This is a genomic window from Microbacterium sp. NPDC077644, assembly GCF_040702785.1.
GTDB lineage: Bacteria > Actinomycetota > Actinomycetes > Actinomycetales > Microbacteriaceae > Microbacterium.
Map to the genome: position 1 here is coordinate 996,710 of NZ_JBFBME010000002.1, position 20,526 is coordinate 1,017,235.

16 protein-coding genes are annotated in these 20,526 nt (G+C 70.0%); all 16 read left to right on the plus strand.

Annotated elements, in window-relative coordinates; genetic code table 11:
* Window positions 1-21: 21 nt before the first annotated feature.
* The 16 genes from AB0269_RS11760 (at window position 22) to AB0269_RS11835 (ending at window position 20,472) form a co-directional block, all read left to right on the plus strand.
* Entirely contained in the window at window positions 22-993 is a 972-nt protein-coding gene (locus AB0269_RS11760; protein WP_366211390.1) for a MoxR family ATPase, read from the plus strand.
* Complete coding sequence (locus tag AB0269_RS11765) at window positions 993-2,252, plus strand: DUF58 domain-containing protein (protein ID WP_366211392.1); 1,260 nt, start codon at window positions 993-995, stop codon at window positions 2,250-2,252. The genes AB0269_RS11760 and AB0269_RS11765 overlap by 1 nt, the downstream gene beginning before the upstream one ends.
* A complete protein-coding gene (locus AB0269_RS11770; RefSeq protein ID WP_366211394.1) occupies window positions 2,249-4,648 on the plus strand; it encodes a transglutaminase-like domain-containing protein in 2,400 nt (799 codons plus the stop codon). Before AB0269_RS11765 ends, AB0269_RS11770 begins: the two co-directional genes overlap by 4 nt.
* Entirely contained in the window at window positions 4,645-5,952 is a 1,308-nt protein-coding gene (locus AB0269_RS11775; RefSeq protein ID WP_366211395.1) for an RDD family protein, read from the plus strand. Before AB0269_RS11770 ends, AB0269_RS11775 begins: the two co-directional genes overlap by 4 nt.
* Window positions 5,949-6,764 carry a protein phosphatase 2C domain-containing protein gene (locus tag AB0269_RS11780; RefSeq protein ID WP_366211397.1) on the plus strand — a complete coding sequence of 272 codons (816 nt, stop codon included), beginning with the start codon at window positions 5,949-5,951 and terminating at the stop codon, window positions 6,762-6,764. Before AB0269_RS11775 ends, AB0269_RS11780 begins: the two co-directional genes overlap by 4 nt.
* On the plus strand, window positions 6,764-8,152 hold the full coding sequence (locus tag AB0269_RS11785) for an FHA domain-containing protein (RefSeq protein ID WP_366211399.1): 1,389 nt from the start codon (window positions 6,764-6,766) through the stop codon (window positions 8,150-8,152). Before AB0269_RS11780 ends, AB0269_RS11785 begins: the two co-directional genes overlap by 1 nt.
* Entirely contained in the window at window positions 8,149-9,792 is a 1,644-nt protein-coding gene (locus AB0269_RS11790) for a serine/threonine-protein kinase (protein WP_366211401.1), read from the plus strand. Before AB0269_RS11785 ends, AB0269_RS11790 begins: the two co-directional genes overlap by 4 nt.
* A complete protein-coding gene (locus tag AB0269_RS11795) occupies window positions 9,789-11,144 on the plus strand; it encodes an RDD family protein (RefSeq protein WP_366211403.1) in 1,356 nt (451 codons plus the stop codon). The genes AB0269_RS11790 and AB0269_RS11795 overlap by 4 nt, the downstream gene beginning before the upstream one ends.
* Before the next feature lie 13 nt (window positions 11,145-11,157).
* Window positions 11,158-15,720: an FtsK/SpoIIIE domain-containing protein gene (locus tag AB0269_RS11800; protein ID WP_366211405.1), complete on the plus strand. Its 4,563-nt coding sequence runs from the start codon at window positions 11,158-11,160 to the stop codon at window positions 15,718-15,720.
* A gap of 81 nt (window positions 15,721-15,801) precedes the next feature.
* Window positions 15,802-16,080, plus strand: a complete 279-nt coding sequence (locus AB0269_RS11805; RefSeq protein ID WP_366211407.1) for a WXG100 family type VII secretion target — start codon at window positions 15,802-15,804, stop codon at window positions 16,078-16,080.
* 100 nt (window positions 16,081-16,180) lie between these two features.
* Window positions 16,181-16,405 carry a hypothetical protein gene (locus AB0269_RS11810; protein WP_366211409.1) on the plus strand — a complete coding sequence of 75 codons (225 nt, stop codon included), beginning with the start codon at window positions 16,181-16,183 and terminating at the stop codon, window positions 16,403-16,405.
* Window positions 16,406-16,415: 10 nt separating this feature from the next.
* On the plus strand, window positions 16,416-18,092 hold the full coding sequence (locus tag AB0269_RS11815) for a hypothetical protein (RefSeq protein ID WP_366211411.1): 1,677 nt from the start codon (window positions 16,416-16,418) through the stop codon (window positions 18,090-18,092).
* A gap of 91 nt (window positions 18,093-18,183) precedes the next feature.
* Complete coding sequence (locus AB0269_RS11820; RefSeq protein WP_366211413.1) at window positions 18,184-18,885, plus strand: hypothetical protein; 702 nt, start codon at window positions 18,184-18,186, stop codon at window positions 18,883-18,885.
* Window positions 18,885-19,469, plus strand: coding sequence for a hypothetical protein (locus AB0269_RS11825; protein ID WP_366211414.1), 585 nt, complete (start codon window positions 18,885-18,887; stop codon window positions 19,467-19,469). The genes AB0269_RS11820 and AB0269_RS11825 overlap by 1 nt, the downstream gene beginning before the upstream one ends.
* Window positions 19,466-20,059 carry a type VII secretion system-associated protein gene (locus AB0269_RS11830; protein ID WP_366211416.1) on the plus strand — a complete coding sequence of 198 codons (594 nt, stop codon included), beginning with the start codon at window positions 19,466-19,468 and terminating at the stop codon, window positions 20,057-20,059. The genes AB0269_RS11825 and AB0269_RS11830 overlap by 4 nt, the downstream gene beginning before the upstream one ends.
* On the plus strand, window positions 20,056-20,472 hold the full coding sequence (locus tag AB0269_RS11835; protein WP_366211417.1) for a hypothetical protein: 417 nt from the start codon (window positions 20,056-20,058) through the stop codon (window positions 20,470-20,472). The genes AB0269_RS11830 and AB0269_RS11835 overlap by 4 nt, the downstream gene beginning before the upstream one ends.
* The last annotated feature ends 54 nt before the right edge of the window (window positions 20,473-20,526 follow it).

Below are 20,526 nucleotides of genomic sequence, written 5' to 3' on the forward strand. Positions count from 1 at the left end.
AGAGAGAAAGAGCATCACGACATGACAATGACCCCCGAACAGGCGAGCTGGTTCCAGGGCACCTTCACCCGCCTCGTCGAGAACATCGACAAGGCCGTGCAGGGCAAGCACGAGGTCGTCAGCCTCGTCCTGGCATCCATGCTGGCCGAGGGCCACGTGCTCCTCGAGGATGCGCCCGGAACCGGCAAGACGAGCCTCGCGAAGGCGCTCGCCGCGACCGTCCAGGGCACCAGCTCTCGCATCCAGTTCACGCCCGATCTGCTGCCCTCCGACGTCACGGGTGTGACGATCTACGACCAGCAGTCGCACAAGTTCGAGTTCCACAAGGGCCCGATCTTCGCGTCGATCGTGCTGGCCGACGAGATCAACCGCGCCTCCCCGAAGACCCAGTCGGCGCTGCTGGAGGTCATGGAGGAGTCGAAGGTCACCATCGACGGCGTGACCCACGAGGCCGGCCGCCCGTTCCTCGTGATCGCGACCCAGAACCCCGTCGAGCAGGCCGGTACCTACAAGCTCCCCGAGGCGCAGCTGGACCGCTTCCTCATCAAGACCTCGATCGGCTACCCCGACCTGGCCGTGACCGAGAGCATCCTCGCCGGGGCCGCCGAGCGCAACCCGTCGTCGCACCTGACCGCGATCATCACCACGGGCGCGGTGGCCGACATGGCCGACCTCGCCGCGACCGTGCACGTCGAGCCCGCCGTCCTGCGCTACGTCGCAGAGCTCGCCGAGGCGACGCGCGAGGATGCCGGCGTGCGACTCGGCGTCTCCGTCCGCGGTGCCATCGCGATGATCCGTCTGGCGAAGGTGTGGGCGGCAGCGCGCGGGCGTCACTACGTCCTGCCCGACGACATCAAGGCACTCGTCGCGCCGGCGTGGCAGCACCGCCTCATGCTCGACCCCGAGGCCGAGTTCTCCGGCGTCACGGCCGACGTCGTCATCAGCCGCGTGCTCGAGCGCGTCGCCGCACCGCAGGCCAGAGCGGCGGCTTGATGACCGCAGAGGCGCTGCCCGTCGCACCCGAGACCGCCCGCGACGCCGGCTGGCGCGACATCGCGGCGCTCATCGCCGTGCGCATCGGCAACCGTCTCCGCAAGATCGCGGCGGTCATCCGTCCGCTCGCCTGGATCCTCATCGCGCTCGCCGTGGTGTTCTGGATCGTGGGCCTGAGCCTCGGCTGGCGCGAGCTCATCGTCACCGCGGTCGTCGTGACGATCACGCTGCTCATCTGCTCGGTGTTCCTCATCGGCCGCACCGAGTACGACGTGAACCTCGATCTCGCCCGGACGCGTGTCGTCGTGGGCGAGCGCGCCGTGGGGGCGCTGACGCTGGCGAATCCCGGCGGCCGCGCCATCCTCCCGTCGCGGGTCGTCCTCCCCGTCGGGAACGGCCGCGGGGAGTTCGGCATCCAGCGCCTCGCCCCCGGCGAGAAGGCGGAGGAGCTGTTCGCGATCCCCACCCAGCGCCGCGGGGTCGTCCAGGTCGGTCCGGTCAGTGTGGTCCGCGGCGATCCGCTCGGGCTGTTCGAGCGGGCGCATCGCCGCGACGAACCGGTCGACCTGTTCGTGCATCCGAAGACCGTGCTCTTCGACGGGCAGTCGCTCGGCTTCCTCCGCGACCTGGAGGGCCTGCCCGCCGCGGATCTGTCGCGCGACGACGTGTCGTTCCATGCGCTGAACGAGTATCAGCCCGGTGATGACCTGCGCCACGTGCACTGGCGATCGACCGCGCGCACCGGCATCATGATGGTCCGCCAGTACGAGGAGACGCGGCGCTCCCACTTCGTCATCGGCCTCTCCACCTCCAGCGGCGACTACGCCGACCCGGCGGATTTCGAGTTGGGCATCTCGGCCGCCGGCTCGATCGGCCTGCGGGCTCTGCGAGACTCGCAGCGCGTCGACGTCCGCGTCCAGGGGCGCGCGCTGCGTGCAGACACCGGCAAGCAGCTGCTCGACTCGCTCGCGGCCGTCGAGGGCAGCAAGCCGCGCGACGGCGGCATCGCCGAGCTCAGCGGCGTGATCGCCGCCACCATGCCGCTGGCGAGCGTCGTCGTGCTCGTGTGCGGCGCGCGGGTCTCGAACGAGGATCTGCGGATCGCCTGCTCTCGGCTGCCGTTCGGCGCCCGCGTCATCGCCGTCGTCACCGACACCGCCGTCGAGGTTCCGGCGCTGCGCCGCATCGGAGACGCCGACGTCGTCAGCGTCGGTGCGCTCGACCAGCTCCCCCTCGCGCTCCAGAAGGTGCTCGCATGACCGCGCCCGCATCATCGGAATCGATCCGAGAGCTGCCCCTGCGCCGCTGGGGTCTCGACATCGCGGCCGTGCTCGTCCTGCTCGGCTCCGCGGCCGTCGGTTTCTGGCCGAGCTTCGCCGGCCCCAGCTTCCTCGGCGCCGCGATCGGCGGCGCGGTCATCGGCATCGCGATCGCCGCCGTCTCGGCCTGGCGCCGGTGGGGGATCCTCATCATCGCCGGGCTCACCGTCGCGGCGTACTTCGTCTTCGGCGGTGCCTTCGCCCTGCCGCACACCGCGATCCTCGGGTTCATCCCGTCGCTGGAGACCCTGAAGCAGCTGGCACTGGGCGTCGTCACCTCGTGGAAGCAGCTGCTGACGACCGTCGCACCGGTCTCGGGCGCCGACGGGCACTTCATCGTCCCGTTCCTGCTCCTGCTCGTGACGGGAGTGCTGACGGCATCCCTGGCGCTGCGGCTCACGCAGCCGGCCTGGGCCCTCATCCCGGCCGGTGCCCTTCTCGCCACGGTCATCGCGCTCGGAACGCCCGAACCCGCCATGCCGCTGATCCAGGGCGCGGTGTTCGCCGTCGCGAGCATCGCCTGGCTCGCGGTGCGTCAGATCTGGATGCCGCAGAACGCCGCGGTCTCGGTCAGCGAGATCGACCCTGGCCGCGCGAACAGCATGCGCATGCGCCGCCTCGCGGCCGGCGGCATCGTGCTCGCCGTCGCCACGGGCACCGGCGTCGTGACCAGCGCCTTCACCGCACCGGGCGAGGTGCGTCACGTGCTGCGCGATACCATCATCCCGCCGTTCAACATCCGCGACTACCCGAGCGCCCTGCAGTCGTTCCGCGGAATCGTCCGCGACGACAAGGACTCCACGCTCTTCACCGTCCAGGGACTCCCGGAGGGCGCCCGCATCCGCCTGGCGGGAATGGACGAGTTCGACGGCCAGGTCATCAACGTCGTCGACGGCGGGCCGGGCACTTCGAGCGCGTTCGCGCCGATCCGATCCAACATGTCGCCGGATGCGGAGGGGCTGCCGGTGACGATGCAGGTCGACATCGGCGACTACACCGGCGTGTGGGTGCCGCAGGCCGGGCTCGTCTCGGAGATCCGGTTCACGGGCGCTGACGCCGACGAGCTGCGCCGCGGAACGTACTACAGCAACGGCTCCGCGACAGCGGTCGCGACCACGGGCCTGCACAAGGGCGACAGCTACACCGTCCAGACCACGATCCCCGCCGAGGTCACCGACAAGCAGCTCGGCGACGCCGAGTTCGGCAACGTGCGGATGCCGAAGAACAAGAACGTCCCCGAGGAGCTCACGACGCTCGCCGGCGAGATCGTCGCCGAGGCCGAGACGCCTGCTGAGCAGGCGCAGGCGCTCGCCGACCACCTGTCGGAGGAGGGCTTCTTCAGCCACGGGCTCGAGGGCGAGGTGCTCTCCCGCGCCGGCCACACCGCCGAACGCATCTCGACGCTCATCGGCGGCGACCAGATGGTGGGCGACGATGAGCAGTACTCCGTCGCGATGGCGCTGCTGGCCGGCGAACTGGGCATCCCCGCACGCGTCGTCATGGGCTTCTATCCCGATGAGCAGGATGAAGGGGCCTCGTCGTTCGTGGCGAACGGCGACAACCTGCACGCCTGGGTCGAGGTGAACTTCGACGGGTTCGGGTGGGTGCCCTTCGACCCCACCCCGCCGGAGGATCAGGTCCCCAACGATCAGAACACCAAGCCGCGCGCCGACCCGAAGCCTCAGGTCCTGCAGCCGCCGCCCCCTCCGCAGGAGCCGGTCGACCTGCCGCCCACGCTTCCGGACGACCGCGAGGCCGAGGACGAGTCGCTGAACATCGCCGGCATCATCCTCGCGATCCTCGCCATCGGCGGCATCTCGCTCGCCGTCATCGCGCTGCTCATGTCGCCGTTCATCGTGATCGGCGCGTGGAAGGCGTCGCGGAGACGCGCGCGCCGGTCGGCCGATCACACGGCCGACCGGATCGCAGGCGGTTGGGACGAGCTCACCGACCGCGCGGTCGACTACGGCGCGCGGCTGACGCCCGGCGCGACCCGCGGCGAGGAAGCGGTGCTCGTCTCGGACTCGCTCGCGGTTCCGACAGTGACGGCGCTCGCCGACCGGGCCGACGCCGAGGTGTTCGGCCCGCACGACCCGAGTCAGGAAGACGTCGACGCCTTCTGGAAGGAGGTCGACGAGATCGTGGTCGGCCTCGGCTCCGAGGCCGGATTCTGGAAGCGGATGAAGGCGCGCCTCAGCCTGCGCTCGCTGCTGGGAGGATCCGCGATCCAGTCCGGTTTCCAGGGACTGAAGGATGCCGCGACCGCGCGCGTCCGGCGAGAACCTGGCACCATCAAGAACAGCACGACCGAAGCACCCGAGAGCGAGACATCATGACGCAACCGACATTCGGCACCGTCGCCCCGACCTCCCGTCGCGCCGTGGCGTACATCATCGATGCGGCGATCGCCGCGGGCATCGGCGTCGTCCTGAGCATCCTGCTCGTCGTGTTCGCCGTCCTCGCCGGCCCGGACGGGATGCTCGGCGTCGTCGGCGTCGGCGCCCCGCTGATCTGGCTCGTGCTGCTCGGCTGGTTCGTGTTCTACACCGTCATGCAGGTCGGAGGCGGCTCGATCGGTATGCGCGCGCAGGGGCTGCGGCTCGTGCGCGAGGACGGTGCACCGCTCGGATTCTGGAAGGGTCTGCTGCGCAACATCATCTTCGGGCTCGCGGCATCCATCGTCGTGGGGTACTTCTCTCCGCTGTTCGACGGATCGGGCCGGTTCCAGGGCTGGCATGACAAGGTCGCCCGCTCGCTCATGCTCGACGCCCGCACCGGAGCGCGGGCGAGCACCGCTCCGCCGACCGTGGGCCTGCACGTCCCGCCGCGTCCGGAGACGCCGAACGGCGCGCCCCCGATCCCCGGGCTCGCCACGCCCAGCGGTGCCTCGTCGTTCGCCGCCCCGACCGCGCCGACCCCCGCTTCTCCAGGGCTCCGCGCGAATCCCGCGCTTCCGACGGCTCCGGCCATGCCCGCGTCCTACGCGCCGCCGACCGCACCCGCCGCCCCGACCGCGCCGTCCACGCCTGCTCCGTCGGTTTTCGACGAGACCGTCCGGGCTCCCGAGCCGGCGCGCCCGCAGGCTCCGTCGATCGCCCACCCCTCTGCCCCGGTGGCGGGGGAGTCGTCGCTGATCGCCTTCGTTCCGGGCATCACGCAGGACGGACCACCGGAGCGCAGCGCACCCGCGCAGGATGTGCCGCCCGTGCCCGAGGCCCCCGCGACCCCGGCGGTCGCGACGCCGGCCGAGACCGCAGGGCCGGCCCCCGCGACCGATGACGCCGGTGACATCGAGGACACCAGGATCAGCATCCCCGGACACCGCCTCGTGTTCACGTGGGACGACGGCACGCGGGTGACGGTCTCGCGCCGCACCCTGTTCGGACGCAACCCGGCACCCGAGGACGGCGCGACGGTCGTGTCGGTCCGCGACGAGACGCTGTCGCTGTCGAAGACGCACTTCGAGGCGGCGGCCGAGACGTCGGGCGGCTGGATCATGGATCGGCATTCGACGAACGGCACCGCGATCGTGCGCGACGGCCACCGCATCGTCTGCGAGCCGGGTGAGCAGGTGCGCATCCGTCTGGGGGACGCCATCGAGATCGGCGACCGCATCGTCACGGTCGGGGGCTACGCATGACCGCACCGCTCATCGTGTCGGCGGGGTCGGCGACCCACGCCGGCCTGCGCCGCACACTGAACGAGGATTCGATGCTGGCCAGCGCACCGATCTTCGTCGTCGCCGACGGCATGGGCGGCCACGAGGCCGGCGAGCGCGCGAGCGCAGCGGTCGTCTCGGAGTTCTCACGGCACATCGGACGCGAGAGCCTCGAGCTGGACGACGTGCTCGACGTGCTCAGCCGCTCGCGCGACGCCGTCGACGCGCTGTCGGTCTCGGCGATGGGCCGCGCCGGCACGACCCTCAGCGGCCTCGTGCTCGCCGACGTCGACGGCATGGGCTACTGGCTCAGCTTCAACATCGGCGACTCGCGCACCTACCGGCTCGCGGACGGCGAGCTCGAGCAGATCAGCGTAGATCACTCGGTCGTCCAGGAGTTGATCGAGTCCGGTGAGCTGAGCCCCCTCGAGGCCGCGTCCGACCACCGCCGCAACATCATCACGCGCGCGATCGGGGCAGGCAGCACCGGCGATGCGGACTTCTGGATGTTCCCCGCCGAGCTCGGCGATCGGATGCTGATCTGCTCCGACGGACTCTCGTCCGAGGTGACGGACGCCACGATCACCGAGATCCTGACCACCGAATCCGACCCGCAGACCGCGGCGTCCGCCCTCGTGCACGAGGCCGTGAACGCCGGCGGGCGCGACAACATCACCGTCGTGGTGGTGGATGCGATCTCCGTCGCATCCCGCCCCGGCGTGCGGATGCGCGCGGATGACGACATCGACGAAGACACCAGACCGCGTGAGGCGGTCGCCGGAGGGATGAGCTGATGCAGACCGCATATCGACCCGGACAGTGGCACACCCTGGTGGCGCCCGGCGCGCTCATCGCCCTGGCGCCCGAGGCGCCCGCCGAGCTCGTGCAGAGGCTCTGGGAGCGTCAGAGCGGCGGGGGCGACCTGGCCGCCGTCATCGATGCCCTGACCGAGCACGCAGGCGGCTCGTTCACCGCGATGCTCCCGTTCGCGGCGATCGTGCTCGAGGGCCCGAACGCCCGCATCGCGGTGCGCGGCGACGTGACGGTGCGGGTCGACGGCGCCGCCGGTGAGGAGAGCTTCACCGGTTCGAACGTCACCACCTGGAGCGAGCGCTTCGTCTCGGACGCGAGCCGCATCGCCGTCGCCGCCGGCGACGCCGACGACGTGTCGCTCCCGATCGCGGGCGGCATCGTGCGCGCAGCCGAGGCCACCGCAGAGATCGAACCGTCCGACATCGCTGTCCCCGAGGCGGATGCTGCGCCCGAGATTGATGCTGCGCCGGAAGCGGATGCTGCGCCGAAATCGGATGCTGGCATCGAGGCGGATGCCGCCGTCGCCGTGAGCGCCCCGGAAGCGATCGAGTCAGAGCCCGCTGAGGAGTCGGAGCTCGCTGATGTCGCCGAGCCGGTCGAAGAGCCCGAGCCGGTTGACGAGCCCGCGCCGGTCGACGAGCCAGCGCCGGTCGACGAGCCCGCGGCCGAGCTCGAGACCGAGCCGATTGACAGCCCGGTCGCGGAAGCAGAAGACGCCGCCGAATCGGAGCCCGAGGTCGTGAAGACCCCTGAAGCAGCCGGTGAGGACGACGCCGTGAACGGCGCCACGCTCACGCCCGACGAGGTGACCTACGCATCCGACGCCGACGAGTTCGAGCAGCTGTTCGGCGCGACGATCGCGGGCCCTCGGGCTCCTGCCGCGCCGCCGATGCCCCCGGCGCCCGCCGCAGCGGCCGGCGACCACGACGGCGAGACCATCTCGGTCGCCGAGGCGCGCGCGCTGCGCCAGAACGCGCCGACCGCAGGCCCCGACGCGCCCACCGCCGTGCTCCCGGTCGTCTCCGGCGGCGCGGGCCGTGTGCGCGTGTCGACCGGTCAGGTCGTGGGGCTCGACCGCACGGTCATCATCGGACGCCGGCCGCGCTCGACGCGCGCCAGCGGCGCCGACATGCCGCACCTCGTCGCCGTCGAGAGCCCCCAGCAGGACATCTCGCGCAGCCACCTCGAGATCCGTCCGGAGGGCGACACCGTCGTCGTCGTCGACCTGCACACCACGAACGGCTCGACACTGCTGCGCCCCGGCGCCGACCCGCTGCGCCTGCACCCCGGCGAGCAGACGCTGGTTCTGTCGGGCGATGTCGTCGATCTCGGCGACGGCGTCACCGTCGTCTTCGAGGATCTCCCGTGAGCAGACCCCCCTCTCCGCCGCCGGAGCTTCCCGGCTTCACCTACATCGAGCCGCTGGGCACCGGCGGCTTCGCCGACGTGTTCCTGTACGAGCAGCAGATGCCGCGGCGCCGTGTCGCCGTGAAGGTGCTGCTCGCCGACCGGATCTCGAGCGGCGCGGCGAAGGAGTTCGCCGATGAGGCGAACGTGATGGCGATGCTGTCGACGCATCCGGCCATCGTCACGATCTACCAGGCCGGCATGGCCGGCGACGGCAGGCCGTACCTGGTGATGGAGTACTGCCCCCGTCCGAACCTGCAGGTCCGTGCCCGCAAGGAGCCGTTCTCGGTCGCCGAGGCGCTGCGCGTCGGCATCCAGGTCGCGGGTGCCGTCGAGACCGCGCACCGCGCCGGGGTCCTGCACCGGGACATCAAACCCGCGAACATCCTCGTCACGGAATACAACCGCCCCGCCCTCACCGACTTCGGCATCGCCTCGACGACCGGGGCCGTGAGCGAGGCGACCGGCATGTCGATCCCGTGGTCGCCGCCGGAGTTCTTCGCCGAGCCGCCGCAGAGCGGTGCGCGATCAGACGTCTTCGCGCTCGGCGCGACGCTGTACACGCTGCTCGCGGGCCGGTCGCCCTTCGAGCGGCCCGGCGAGCGCAACACCAGCGCCGACCTCATCGAGCGCATCGAGCGCGCGCCGCTGCCGTCGCTGAACCGTCCCGACTCGCCGGGCAGCCTTCAGCAGGTCCTCGAGCGGGCGATGGCGAAGAGCCCCGATGCCCGCTACCCCAGCGCCGTCGCGTTCGCGCGTGCCCTGCAGAAGGTGCAGATCGAGCTGGCGCATTCCGTCACGCCGATCGACATCGTCGACGACCACCCGCTCCCGGAAGACCTCGAGGACGAGGACGAGGGCCTGACGCGCGTCCGCGACATCGTCAGCATCGAGCCGGATGCCGGCAGCACCCGCCCGTCCGCCACGACCCGCCCGTTCGGCTCACCGCAGCCGCAGCGTGCACCGGTGGGGGACCCCGGCCCTCGCTTCGACGCGGCGGCATCCACGTCGGCGTCCGCGGTCGAGGACACCGTCATGCGACCCGGCGCGGCGGCGCCCGCTCCCGCACCCGTCGACGAGGACCGGACGGTCCTGCGCGGCCCGCGCACCCTCTCGCCGGAGGCGCCCGCGATGCCGTTCCCGCCTTCCGGCGACGTCGCACCGGCATCCATCCCGACCGAGCCTAAGCCGAGGCCGCGGGTGGGCATGTGGATCGGAATCGCCGCCGCCGCCGTCGTCCTCGTCGGCGGCACGATCGTCGGCGTGAACCTGCTCCAGGGCACGGGAGAACCCGACCCCGTCGCGACGCAGGAGGGGGCGGTTCCGAAGGACCCCATCTCCGACGCGGTGCCCGCCGTCGACGACCTCACCGGCACGCGCGACGGCTCCACCATCACGTTCACCTGGACGAACCCGGCCGAAGAGGACGGCGACCTGTACCTGTGGAACACTGTGAGCCTCGACGGCACCGGGGTCCCCGAGTCGACCGAGGAGCCGACCGTGACGTTCGAGGGAGCCGCCACCGGACAGGTGTGCATCGATGTGCTGCTGCGCCGCGAGGACGGCCGTGCGTCGGAGCAGGTTCGGGGGTGCGTGGAGTGAGCTCGCGCGCTGATCGGTCGACGTCCTCCGAGCGCATGATCTGGGAGATCGAGGACGAGAAGGACGAGATCGAGGGCCTCGACGAGAACGGGCGCCCCGACCCGGCATACGCTGCCGCACTCGGCATGCTCTCGGCGCCCCTCGGCCGTCGCGCGCTCGCGCTGGTGATCGATGTCGCGGTCTGGCTCGTCCTCCAGCTGCCGCTGTGGCTGGGCGCTGTTCCCCTGCTGCTCAAGCTCGCCACCGGTTCGATCTCGCCGTACGGGCTCGTCAACCACCCGTCGTTCGTCCTCGCGATCGTCACGGCGTCGGCGACCGTCGTCCTGACCCTCGTGGTCAGCATCGTCCAGCTCGTGATGCACGGACGCGGCGGCAGGACCATCGGCAAGGCCGTCGTCGGCATCCGGTCGGTCAACGTGCGCACTCTGGGGCGCCCTGGCGTCGGCTGGGTGCTGCTGCGCTACCTGCTGATGGGCGCATCCGGGATCGTGCCGCTGATCGGACCGGTTCTGCTGCTCGCGTCCCCGACGTTCGACCCGGAGCGCCGCGGCCGAGGCCTGCACGACAAGGCGACACATGTCTGGCTCGTCGACGTGCGCAAGGGACTGAACCCGTACGACGACAAGCGCATGCGCGTCGCCCGCAAGCTCGTCAAGGCCGAGCCCGCGCCGGAGCGGTCCTCGCTGCCGTCGCTGGCGACGCCGCAGGATCCGGCGGTCGCTCCCCAGTACCGGCCGGGCACCCGGGTGAGCGCCGGTGTCATCGGCATCGCCCGTCCGCACACGCCCGACTCCCGCCCTGAGATCGGTGTGCCTCCCGTCGCCGCTCCGGCGACGCCTGCGCCCGTCGAGGCCGGCAAGCCGGTCATGGGCGGGTATCGCCTCGCCGGTGAGAACGCTGCTGCGCCGGAAGCCGCGCCGCAGTATCCGGTCGCGCAGGAAGCCCAGGCGGCCGCGCAGGTCCCCAGCCCGCAGCCGACCCCGCAGGCCGCTCGGCCGCAGCAGCCCGTGGCTGCAGCACCGCAGCCGGTCGTGTTCGGTCTGCGGCTGGACACCGGCGAGAGCATCCCGGTCACGGCACCGGTGCTGTTCGGGCGCAATCCGGATGCCGCCGGGCACCCCGGCGCGCACACGGTCGCCCTCACGGACGAGAGCAAGTCGCTCTCGAAGACCCACCTGCTCGTCCGCCCCGTCGAGGGCGGACTCGAGATCACGGACTGCGGGTCGACGAACGGGTCGGGTCTGGTCCGCGGCGGTACGGAGTACGAGGTCGTGGCCGGCTCACCGGTCGTGACGATCGAGGGCGACACGGTGCGGCTGGGCGACCGGCTCGCCGCGGTGATCCGGGTGTGATCGAGGGAGAACCATGAGACTGAAACTGACTCTGCACCGCCCGGTCGGCGACCCTGTCGACATCGTGATCACCACGGACTCGACGGCGACAGCCGCCGACGTCGCCCGGCACGTCGCCGAGGCCGATCCCACCCGTTCCGTGCCGGTCGCCGAGGGCGACGTCCTCACGCTCGCGGTCGCGCCGCCCACCGGCGATCGGCTCGTTCCGCTGCATCCGGAGACGCCGATCGGCGAGGCGCCGATCGGCTCCGGCTTCGCGGCATCCATCCTCAATCACGGCCCGGATTACTCCGGAGCGGGCAAGCGCGAGATCGTCGGCGTCCTGCGGGCGACAGCCGGCCCGCTGACCGGACAGGAGTTCCCGATCTCATCGGGCCAGATCGTCATCGGCCGCGACGCCGGCGCCGACGTCGTCCTGGCGGATCCGATGGTCTCCAAGCGCCACGCGCGACTCGAGGTCGGCCAGCACCTCGAGGTCATCGACCTCAACTCGGCCAACGGCGTCCTCGTCGACGGCGTCGCCGTGCAGCGCATCCGGCTGGAGGAGGGCACCCCGTTCGTCATCGGCGCGACGACCCTCGTCCCGCACCTGGCGCGCTCGTTCGACGGCACCGCCGCGGAGGAGCCCATCATCGAGCGCGGCGGCGGGCTGCTGTTCAACCGCAGCCCGCGCGTCGAGGTGCGCTATCCCGGCACGAACTTCAAGGCGCCGCGCATCCCGACCGAGAAGCTCGGCAAGATCTTCCCCTGGCCCATCCTGATCGCCCCGATCCTCATGGGCATGGCGCTGTACGTGCTGAACGGCAACCCCCGTTCGCTGCTGATGATCGTCATGACGCCGCTGATGGCGCTGGGCAACATCATCAACCAGACCAGGTCCGAGAAGAAGAGCTCGAATCACGAGTACCTGCTCTTCGAGCGGCAGTACGAGCAGCTCGAGGAGGACTTCTTCCGCGGCAAGCCGCAGGAGGAGGCGGCGCGCAACGCCGAGGCGCCTCCGGTCGCCGAGGTGTTCGATCACGCCATGCGGCTGGGACCGATGCTGTGGACCCGGCGCCCCGAGCACTGGAACTTCCTCGGCGTGCGGCTGGGCAGCTGCACGCTCCCGGCGCGCAACACGATCGCCGAGATGGACACGCCCGAGGGCCTTCCGGAGTTCCTCGAACGCGTCGACCGGCTCCAGGAGCGCTACTCGGAAGTCGACGACGTGCCGGTGTTCGAGCTTCTGGCGGATGCCGGATCGATCGGCATCGCCGGACCCCAGGGGCTCGCGGCGGACGCCATGCGCGGCATCGCCGTCCAGCTGTTCGGCCTGCACGCGCCGAACGACGTCGTGGCCGTCGCCTTCGCGGACTCGGCATGGACGGCGGAGCTGGACTGGCTCAAGTGGATGCCGCACACCTCGAGCGAGAAGAGCCCGTTCCGCGACGTCGCCCTCGCCGACTCGGCCCCGACCGGGGCAGCACTGCTCAGCATGCTCGAGGACTACGTCCAGCGCGCGGCGTCCGGCGGTGCGGAGAGCCGCGAGCCGCGCGGGCCGTTCAAGGACGAGTGGAACCCGCTGCTGTACGGCACCGACGTGTCGCGGGCGGCCGGAGACCACAAGCGGACGCCTGCGGTGTCGGTCATCGTCTTCGTCAGCAGCGAGGCGCCGGTCGACCGCGGGCGTCTCACCGACGTGCTCGACCGCGGCGCGGACCACGGTGTGCACGCCGTCTTCGTCTCGCCGACCGTGGAATCGCTCCCGGCGGTGTGCCGCAGCTACATCGACGTGACGAACGGACTGGAAGCGGCCAACGTCGGGCTCGTCCGCACCGGCGACAGCTTCGAGGGCGCGCGCGTCGAGGGCGTCTCCAACGCGTACATGCACATGCTCGCGAGGCGCATGGCCCCGGTCGTGGATGCCAGCACGGTCGTGCACGACGCATCCGACATCCCGAGCACGGTGGGCTTCCTGCAGCTCGTGGACCCCGCGATCGCGGAGGACCCGAGGGTCGTGATCGAGCGGTGGCGGCAGAACAACACGATCGTCGACCGTTCCCCGACTCCCCGTCCCCGTCTGAAGAAGGCCGGCAACCTGCGCGCGATCATCGGTCAGGGCGCCAGCGACGCCATGGCGCTCGACCTGCGCACGCACGGTCCGCACGCCCTCGTCGGCGGAACGACCGGCGCCGGAAAGTCCGAGTTCCTGCAGGCCTGGGTGCTCGGCATGGCCGCGGCGCACAGCCCGGACCGGGTGACGTTCCTGTTCGTCGACTACAAGGGCGGATCCGCGTTCGCCGACTGCGTCGATCTGCCGCACTGCGTGGGCCTGGTCACCGACCTGAGTCCGCACCTCGTGCGCCGCGCGCTCACGAGCCTCCGAGCCGAGCTGCAGCACAGGGAGCACCTGCTCAACCGCAAGAAGGCGAAGGACCTGCTCGAGCTCGAGAAGCGGCAGGACCCGGAGTGCCCGCCCGCTCTCGTGCTCGTGATCGACGAGTTCGCGGCCCTCGCCTCCGAGATGCCCGAGTTCGTGGACGGCGTCGTCGACATCGCACAGCGCGGCCGCTCGCTCGGCATCCACCTCATCATGGCGACGCAGCGTCCCGCCGGCGTCATCAAGGACAACCTGCGCGCGAACACGAACCTGCGCATCGCCCTGCGCATGGCCGACGAGGCCGACTCCCGCGACGTCGTCGACGACCCGGTGGCATCGACCTTCCCGGCATCGATCCCCGGCCGTGCCATCGCGAAGACCGGGCCGGGTCGGCTCGTGCCGTTCCAGTCCGCGTACGCGGGCGGATGGACGACGGAGGACGAAGGCGCCGCCGTCGAGGTCCGCGTGTCCGAACTGCGTTTCGGCGCCACCGCGGAATGGGAGCCCGAGCGCCCCGCCGAGGCCGAGACGCACGAGGAGGACCTCGGGCCCAACGACCAGAAGCGGATCGTGTCGACGCTCATCCGCGCCAGCGAGGTCGCCGGCCTGCCCGCCCCGCGCCGTCCGTGGCTCGACGACCTCGCCCCGGTGGTGGAGCTCGCCGATCTGCCCAACGCGGGCGACACCCGCATCCCCCTCGCGCTCATGGACGTGCCGGAGAAGCAGCAGCAGGAGCCCGCGGTGTTCGTGCCGGACCGCGACGGCTCGCTGGTGGTCTACGGCACCTCCGGTTCGGGCAAGTCCACCGTGCTGAAGACCATCGCGACCGCGGCCGGCATGCAGCCCGATCGCGGCCGAGTCCAGGTGTACTGCCTGGACTTCGCCTCCGGCGCGCTCGGACCGCTCGCCGACCTGCCGCACGTCGGCTCGGTCGTCGACGGTGCGGATGCCGAGCGCATCCAGCGCCTGTTCCGCACCCTCGATCGCGAGATGGACCGCCGCGCGGCCTCGTTCTCGGCGGCGAGCGCTGCGACCGTCCAGGAGTATCGCGAGATCGCGGACCCGAACATGCCGCGCATCCTGCTGCTCATGGACAACTTCCCCGAGTTCAAGAAGGACTGGGAGTACGCGCCGGGACGCGCTCCGTTCTACCGCACCTTCATGCGCATCCTCGGCGAGGGGCGGACGCTCGGTGTGCACATGGTCATCACGGCCGATCGCGGCAACGCCGTCCCCAGCGCCGTCGCGTCCAACATCTCCCGCCGGGTGGTGCTGCGCCTGGGCGACCCCGGCCAGTACATGCTGCTCAACGCTCCACGCGACATCCTCGACGAGCAGTCGGCGCCGGGGCGCGCCATCATCGACGGCCATGAGGCGCAGATCGCGGTCCTCGGCGGCACGCCGAACGTGGTGGAGCAGACCAAGGCCCTCACAGCCCTGGCCAAGACCCTCCGGGAGCAGGGTGCGCGGGACCTCCCGGAGATCGGCGCCCTGCCGACCATGGTGCCCGCCGCGGACATGCCGGCGATGGTCGACGGGATGCCCGTCTTCGGCATCGCCGACGACACGCTCGCGCCGCGCGGCTTCGAGCCCATCGGCTCGTTCGTCATCTCCGGACCGCCGGCTTCCGGGCGTACGAACGCGCTCAGGGCCCTGGTCATCGCGATGGAGCGGTTCGATCCGAACGTGCGGATGTACCACTTCGGCAACCGCCGCTCGCAGCTCAAGGACTTCCGTCCGTGGGTGCGCAGCGCGATCAAGCCGGAGGAGGAGAAGGAACTCGCCGAGCACCTGACCGAGCTGGTCACGAGCGACACGACGGAGGGCCGCATCCTCATCGTGATCGAGGACATCCCGCACCTCGCCGACGGCCCCGCCGATCGGCAGATGCGCACGCTGCTGCAGGCGATGAACAACAGCGACCACATGCTGATCGCTGACGCCGAGATCAGCCGCGCCAGCGGAAGCATCGGTGTGCTCGGCGAGTGGAAGACGGGTCGTCAGGGCATCATCCTCAAGCCGGACACGTACGACGGCGAGTCGATCTTCAAGACCGCGTTCAGCCGGATCAAGAGAAGCGACTTCCCCGTGGGGCGCGGCATCTTCGTGCAGGCCGGCCGCCTCGTCACGATGCAGATGCCGTTCGTCCCCGACGCGCCGGCGGTGGGCAGGACTGACATGGGTACCGCTCCCCGTTTGCGGGAGCGGGTTCGTTGACTAACCTCGTTCCAGGAGGCCGCAGGGGCCTGACGAGGGCCACACAGGCCGGAAACACCACGAACGCGGAGGGCAGTTCTCATGGCACATGACTTTGGTGCAACGTACAGCGAGATGGAAGACGCGGCACAGCGTCTGCGCGACGGACGCACGTCGATCGGTGACGCGCTGAAGGACCTCCAGGGCGTCATCGACGACCTGGTCCAGGACGGCTTCAAGACCGAGAACGCGTCGGAGCAGTACTCCACCGCCTACAACGACCTGACCACCTCGCTGGACGACGCCACCGAGGCCGTCAACGACATGGCGACGGCGCTGGACCAGATGGCGGACAAGATCCGCGACAACGACCAGCTCTGATCGGTCGCACCGAAGGCCGTGGGGCCAGTTCGACAGGACTGACTCCACGGCCTTCGTCGTTCCCCCTGATCGCGCAGAAGCAACGAATAGAATCGGGACCATGACCGGACAGCAGAGCTACTGGTACAACCTGTCGACCCAGACCGTGGTGCGCGCCGACGAGCGCCCCTCCGAGGACACGATCGGCCCGTTCGCCACGGCCGCCGAGGCCGAGGACTCGCCTGCGGTGCTGCTCGAGCACGCGCGAGCGTGGCTCGAGAGCGAGGAGAGCGAACCGTTCCGGGCGATGGCCGAGGAGAGCGGCGAAGACACCGACTACGTGTGACGGCCGCGGAATGAGGGGGAGACGCCGCGTCGCGGCACTGACCGCGCTCGCGCTCGCCGCGGGGCTGACGGCCTGCGCGCCGGCCATGCCGGAGTCTGTGATCCCCGGAACGGAGGTCGTCGTCGGGTGGACCGGGTCGTTGACCTCGACCAACGCGGCCGCATCCCCGACGAGCGGCAACATCGACGTCGCCGCGCTGACGCGAGCGCGATTCGGCGACGTGATCGACGGCGACTTCGTCGCGGACGAGAGCTTCGGCACGGTGACGATCCTCGAGGAGGAGCCGTTCACCGTGCGCTACGACCTCGCCGAACCCGCGTGGTCCGACAGCATCCCCCTCGATGCCGCGGACCTGCTGCTGGGCTGGGCAGGAGCTGCGGGGTACTTCCTGCCCGATGAGGCATCGGTCGTGGATACTCCGATCCCGGTCGTGGATGAGTTCACGCGGTCGATCGACGTGACCTTCGCGCAGCCGGTGAGCGACTGGCAGAGCATCGTGACCGTGCCGGTGCCCGCGCATGTGCTGGGGGAGCGCGCGCTGGGCATCGACGATCCGATGGAGGCCAAGCAGGCGGTCATCACCGCGATACGCACCGGAGACAGCAGCGCCCTGGAGAAGATGCGGACCGCATGGAACGAGGGCTTCGAGATCGGCGAGGGAGCCGTCGCCGACGACCTCCTGATCTCGAGCGGGCCGTTCATGGTCGATCCGGATGGAGCGGATGCCGAAGGGGCCGTGGCGCTCGTCCCGAACTCCGCGTTCCGCGGAGCGGTCACTCCCCAGGTCGCCCGCATCGAGCTGACGCCGCCCGGTGAGGATCCGCTCGCCGCCGTCGGAGATCAATTGGATGCCGTGCAGGTGCGTCCGGTCGCGGCGAATCGCGACGCCGTGCGCGAGCTCGAACGCAAGGACTTCACCGTCCAGATGACGAACGACGGCACGCTCTGGTCGATGCTCCTCCCGCCGTACGGCGTGTTCAGCGATGTGCGTGCGCGGACGTCGTTCATCCACTCCGCGACGGCCCGCGACCTCATGGATGCCGGTGCTGGGGACTGGGCGACTGCGTACGCCCCGAGCACCTCGATGACCGCGATCCCGAACTCGCGCGCGTACGACATCGTGAACGAGGACTCCGGATTCACGCAGACGCTCGGTGCGGCCGACGCCGATCCCGCCGCGGAACGGGCGGCTGCGGGCATCCCCGCCGGCACCCGTGTGTGCGTGCTGTACGACCGGCGCAGCGAGTTCGCGACGGGTGCCTTCGCCGCGCTGCAGACGGCCGCGGCGGAATCCGGCTGGCGAGTCGCGGACTGCGGCACCGACGACCTGCCTGCGGCGCTGGAGAAGCGCGACTGGGATGCGGTGATCATGCGCGTGCCCATCCCGCGGTCTCCGGCCCAGATCGCGGCGCAGTGGGGCACCGGGGGCGCCTCGTCGATCACGGGGCAGACCGACCCCGCGCGCGACGAGCTGATCGCGCAGCTCGCACAGACCACCGATGTGTACGAGGCGCGCGAGATCCACGCACAGATCGAGGCGACGATCGTGCGCGCGGCCGTCGCATCCCCGATCGCCGCGAACCCCGTCGTCACGATCACCGATCGCGACGTGTCCGGTGTCTCTGTGCGCGGCGGGGCGTCGGCGCCGCTGATGTCGGATGCCGCGCAGTGGGCGGTCGTGCCGTGAGCGGTCCTCGCACGGATTCGTGGGGTGTTCTCCCCATCGCGAGCGCATCCTCGAGGCCTCTAATCTCTTCAATGGAGGTTGTGCCGTGGGAATGATGTTGCCGAATGAGCTGATCTGGGTCATGGAGAAGCTGGGGTTCGATTGGCCCGATATCGATGAGGACGAAGTCCGCAAGGGTGCGACCCTCGTGCGCAACCTCGGCACGGACCTCGAGACAGTGATTCAGGCGGTCGACCGCAGGATGAACGGTGACATGACAGTGGCCATGCGGGGCCAGACGGGGCCGGCGACGGTGAGCGCCTGGAACACGAACCGGTCGACCAATCTGCAGAAGCTGGTGGACATCATGCCGCCGGCGGCGACGGCCATGGATGTCGGAGCCGACGTCGTCTTCGGTCTGAAGATGAAGGTGATCTTCGACGTCACGACGACGATGATCGCCCTGGTGGGGATGCTGACGAATCCGATCACGGCGCTGGGCGCGGGCCCGATGCTGCTCATCAAGAAGAAGCTCCTGAACGCCGCGGTCGACATCGCGGTGGAGCAGGTGCTCGAGCAGCTGCTGCCGATGGCGATCCAGCCGATGGCCGAGGAGCTGCCCGCTGTGCTCGACGCGATCCTGGATGCGCCGATGGTCGAGGGTACGGTCGGGGACACGGACGAGTTCTATGCGGATCTGCAGGCGCTCGAGGACGCGCAGTCGGCGATGAGGCTCCACGGTGAGGACATCTCGACCTTGACGGAGACGTTCTTCACGGAATTCTCTGCTCTTGACTTCGGAGGGGACGCCTGATGGGCAAGTTCGGCAACGCGTTCAGCGATCTCTGGCGCGCCATGACGAAGGGCGGCAAAGACGCGAACGTCAGGCTGCCTGAGGTGACGCGCAGGATGGATGATCACATCGAAGACTTCAAGCAGCGATTCACGCTGCTCGACGGCACCGAGGCTCCGGACCTGACCGGGAGTCAAACCAATCGGGTCGATCGGACGAGTACAGAATTGCTCTATCGATCGGACGGCCGCTCTCCCGACGTGATCTTCGCCGAGGGCTTCCAGGTCAAAGATCCGTCGAACAACGATCTCAGTACGTTCGTGCACACCAACGGGCCATCGAATTTTGTGAGCACGACGAGGGACCCGGATCTGTATCAGCGCTGGGGGTCGCCGTACCGCTACACCGTCGACGCTCCGGGCGGAATCGATGTCGACGCCACCATGCCGGATGGACCGTACGCGCCGCACAAGCCCAACCCCGAGCACGAGATCGCCTTCCAGGGCGGCATCCCCGCCGAGAACATCGTCGGCGCGCACCCGGTGCTGCCCGACAACACATTGGGTGATTGGATCCCGAACCCGAACTACAGTGGTGGGCGATGAACGAGAACGATCAGCAAGAGGAAGACCGGAACTCGGCGCCGACAACATCCGCACCGCCCGTCACGGACGACCTTCGGGCCGAGGCGCGAGCAAACCCCGGCGGATGGGTATACGCCGTCGACCCGGGATTCGAGGGATCCGCCGAAGTACCGCCCGAAGGGATCGTCGGCGCGTGGAAGGTGGATGAGAACGGCGAGCTCGAAGATGCCTTCACACCGAATCCCCGGTACCGCCCAACTCCGCAGGCTCGAGGGTGGTTCCCGCCGAAGACGCCGCTGGAGAGGGTGCTGCAGCTCGTGCTCTCTGGTTATCTGCCCGATGACCGGCTCGGTCGCGCTTTCGCTGAATCGGAGGTGTTCATCTTCAGTCGAGCAGAGGGCGGCATCTTCGTCGCACCAGCCGAGGACGGCGGAAAGCTCGTCTACGCGTTCACCGACGTCGACAAGGCCACGGCTTCCGGATACGACGAACACGCGTCGATGACAGGCGTCGAGCTCGCATCAGCACTGCCCGAAGGTGTTCGGATCGCGCTGAACGCCGGGCACAGTGTGTCGGCGATCATCCATCCCGCCGACGTGAAGACCGAATGATCCAGAGTCCGCAGATCGTGCGTGTCGCCCGGGACGGTATCACCCGTGAGGCGGAAGTGGCGTGGAGTTTCGACAACGTTGCGTGGACGGTGGAGATCCGGTCGGCCGGGTTCGGCGCGGAAGTGGCGCGCGCCGATGACGCGTTCGAGGCCCTGTGCCGTATTCGCGAGGAACTCGAGCCCTACGGCTGGCGCATCGGCGTGGCCGGCGCGCTCCCGAACGTCTGGCCGAGCGGAATGGCCCGCGATCAAGGTGGCGGACTCCGCGCCTACCGGCTCTCGATCCGCGGTGGGGAGGACCTCGTCGACACGTTCGAACCGGTGGACCCCTCGGTGACGGTGACGCTTGCCGAACAGCGGGCCGAGGTCGATCGACTGTACGAGCAGGCACGACAGCACGCACGCCCGGCATGAATCCGGCGCGTAGCTGATCAGCTGACCTCGCCGGAGAGTATCTGAACGCCTACG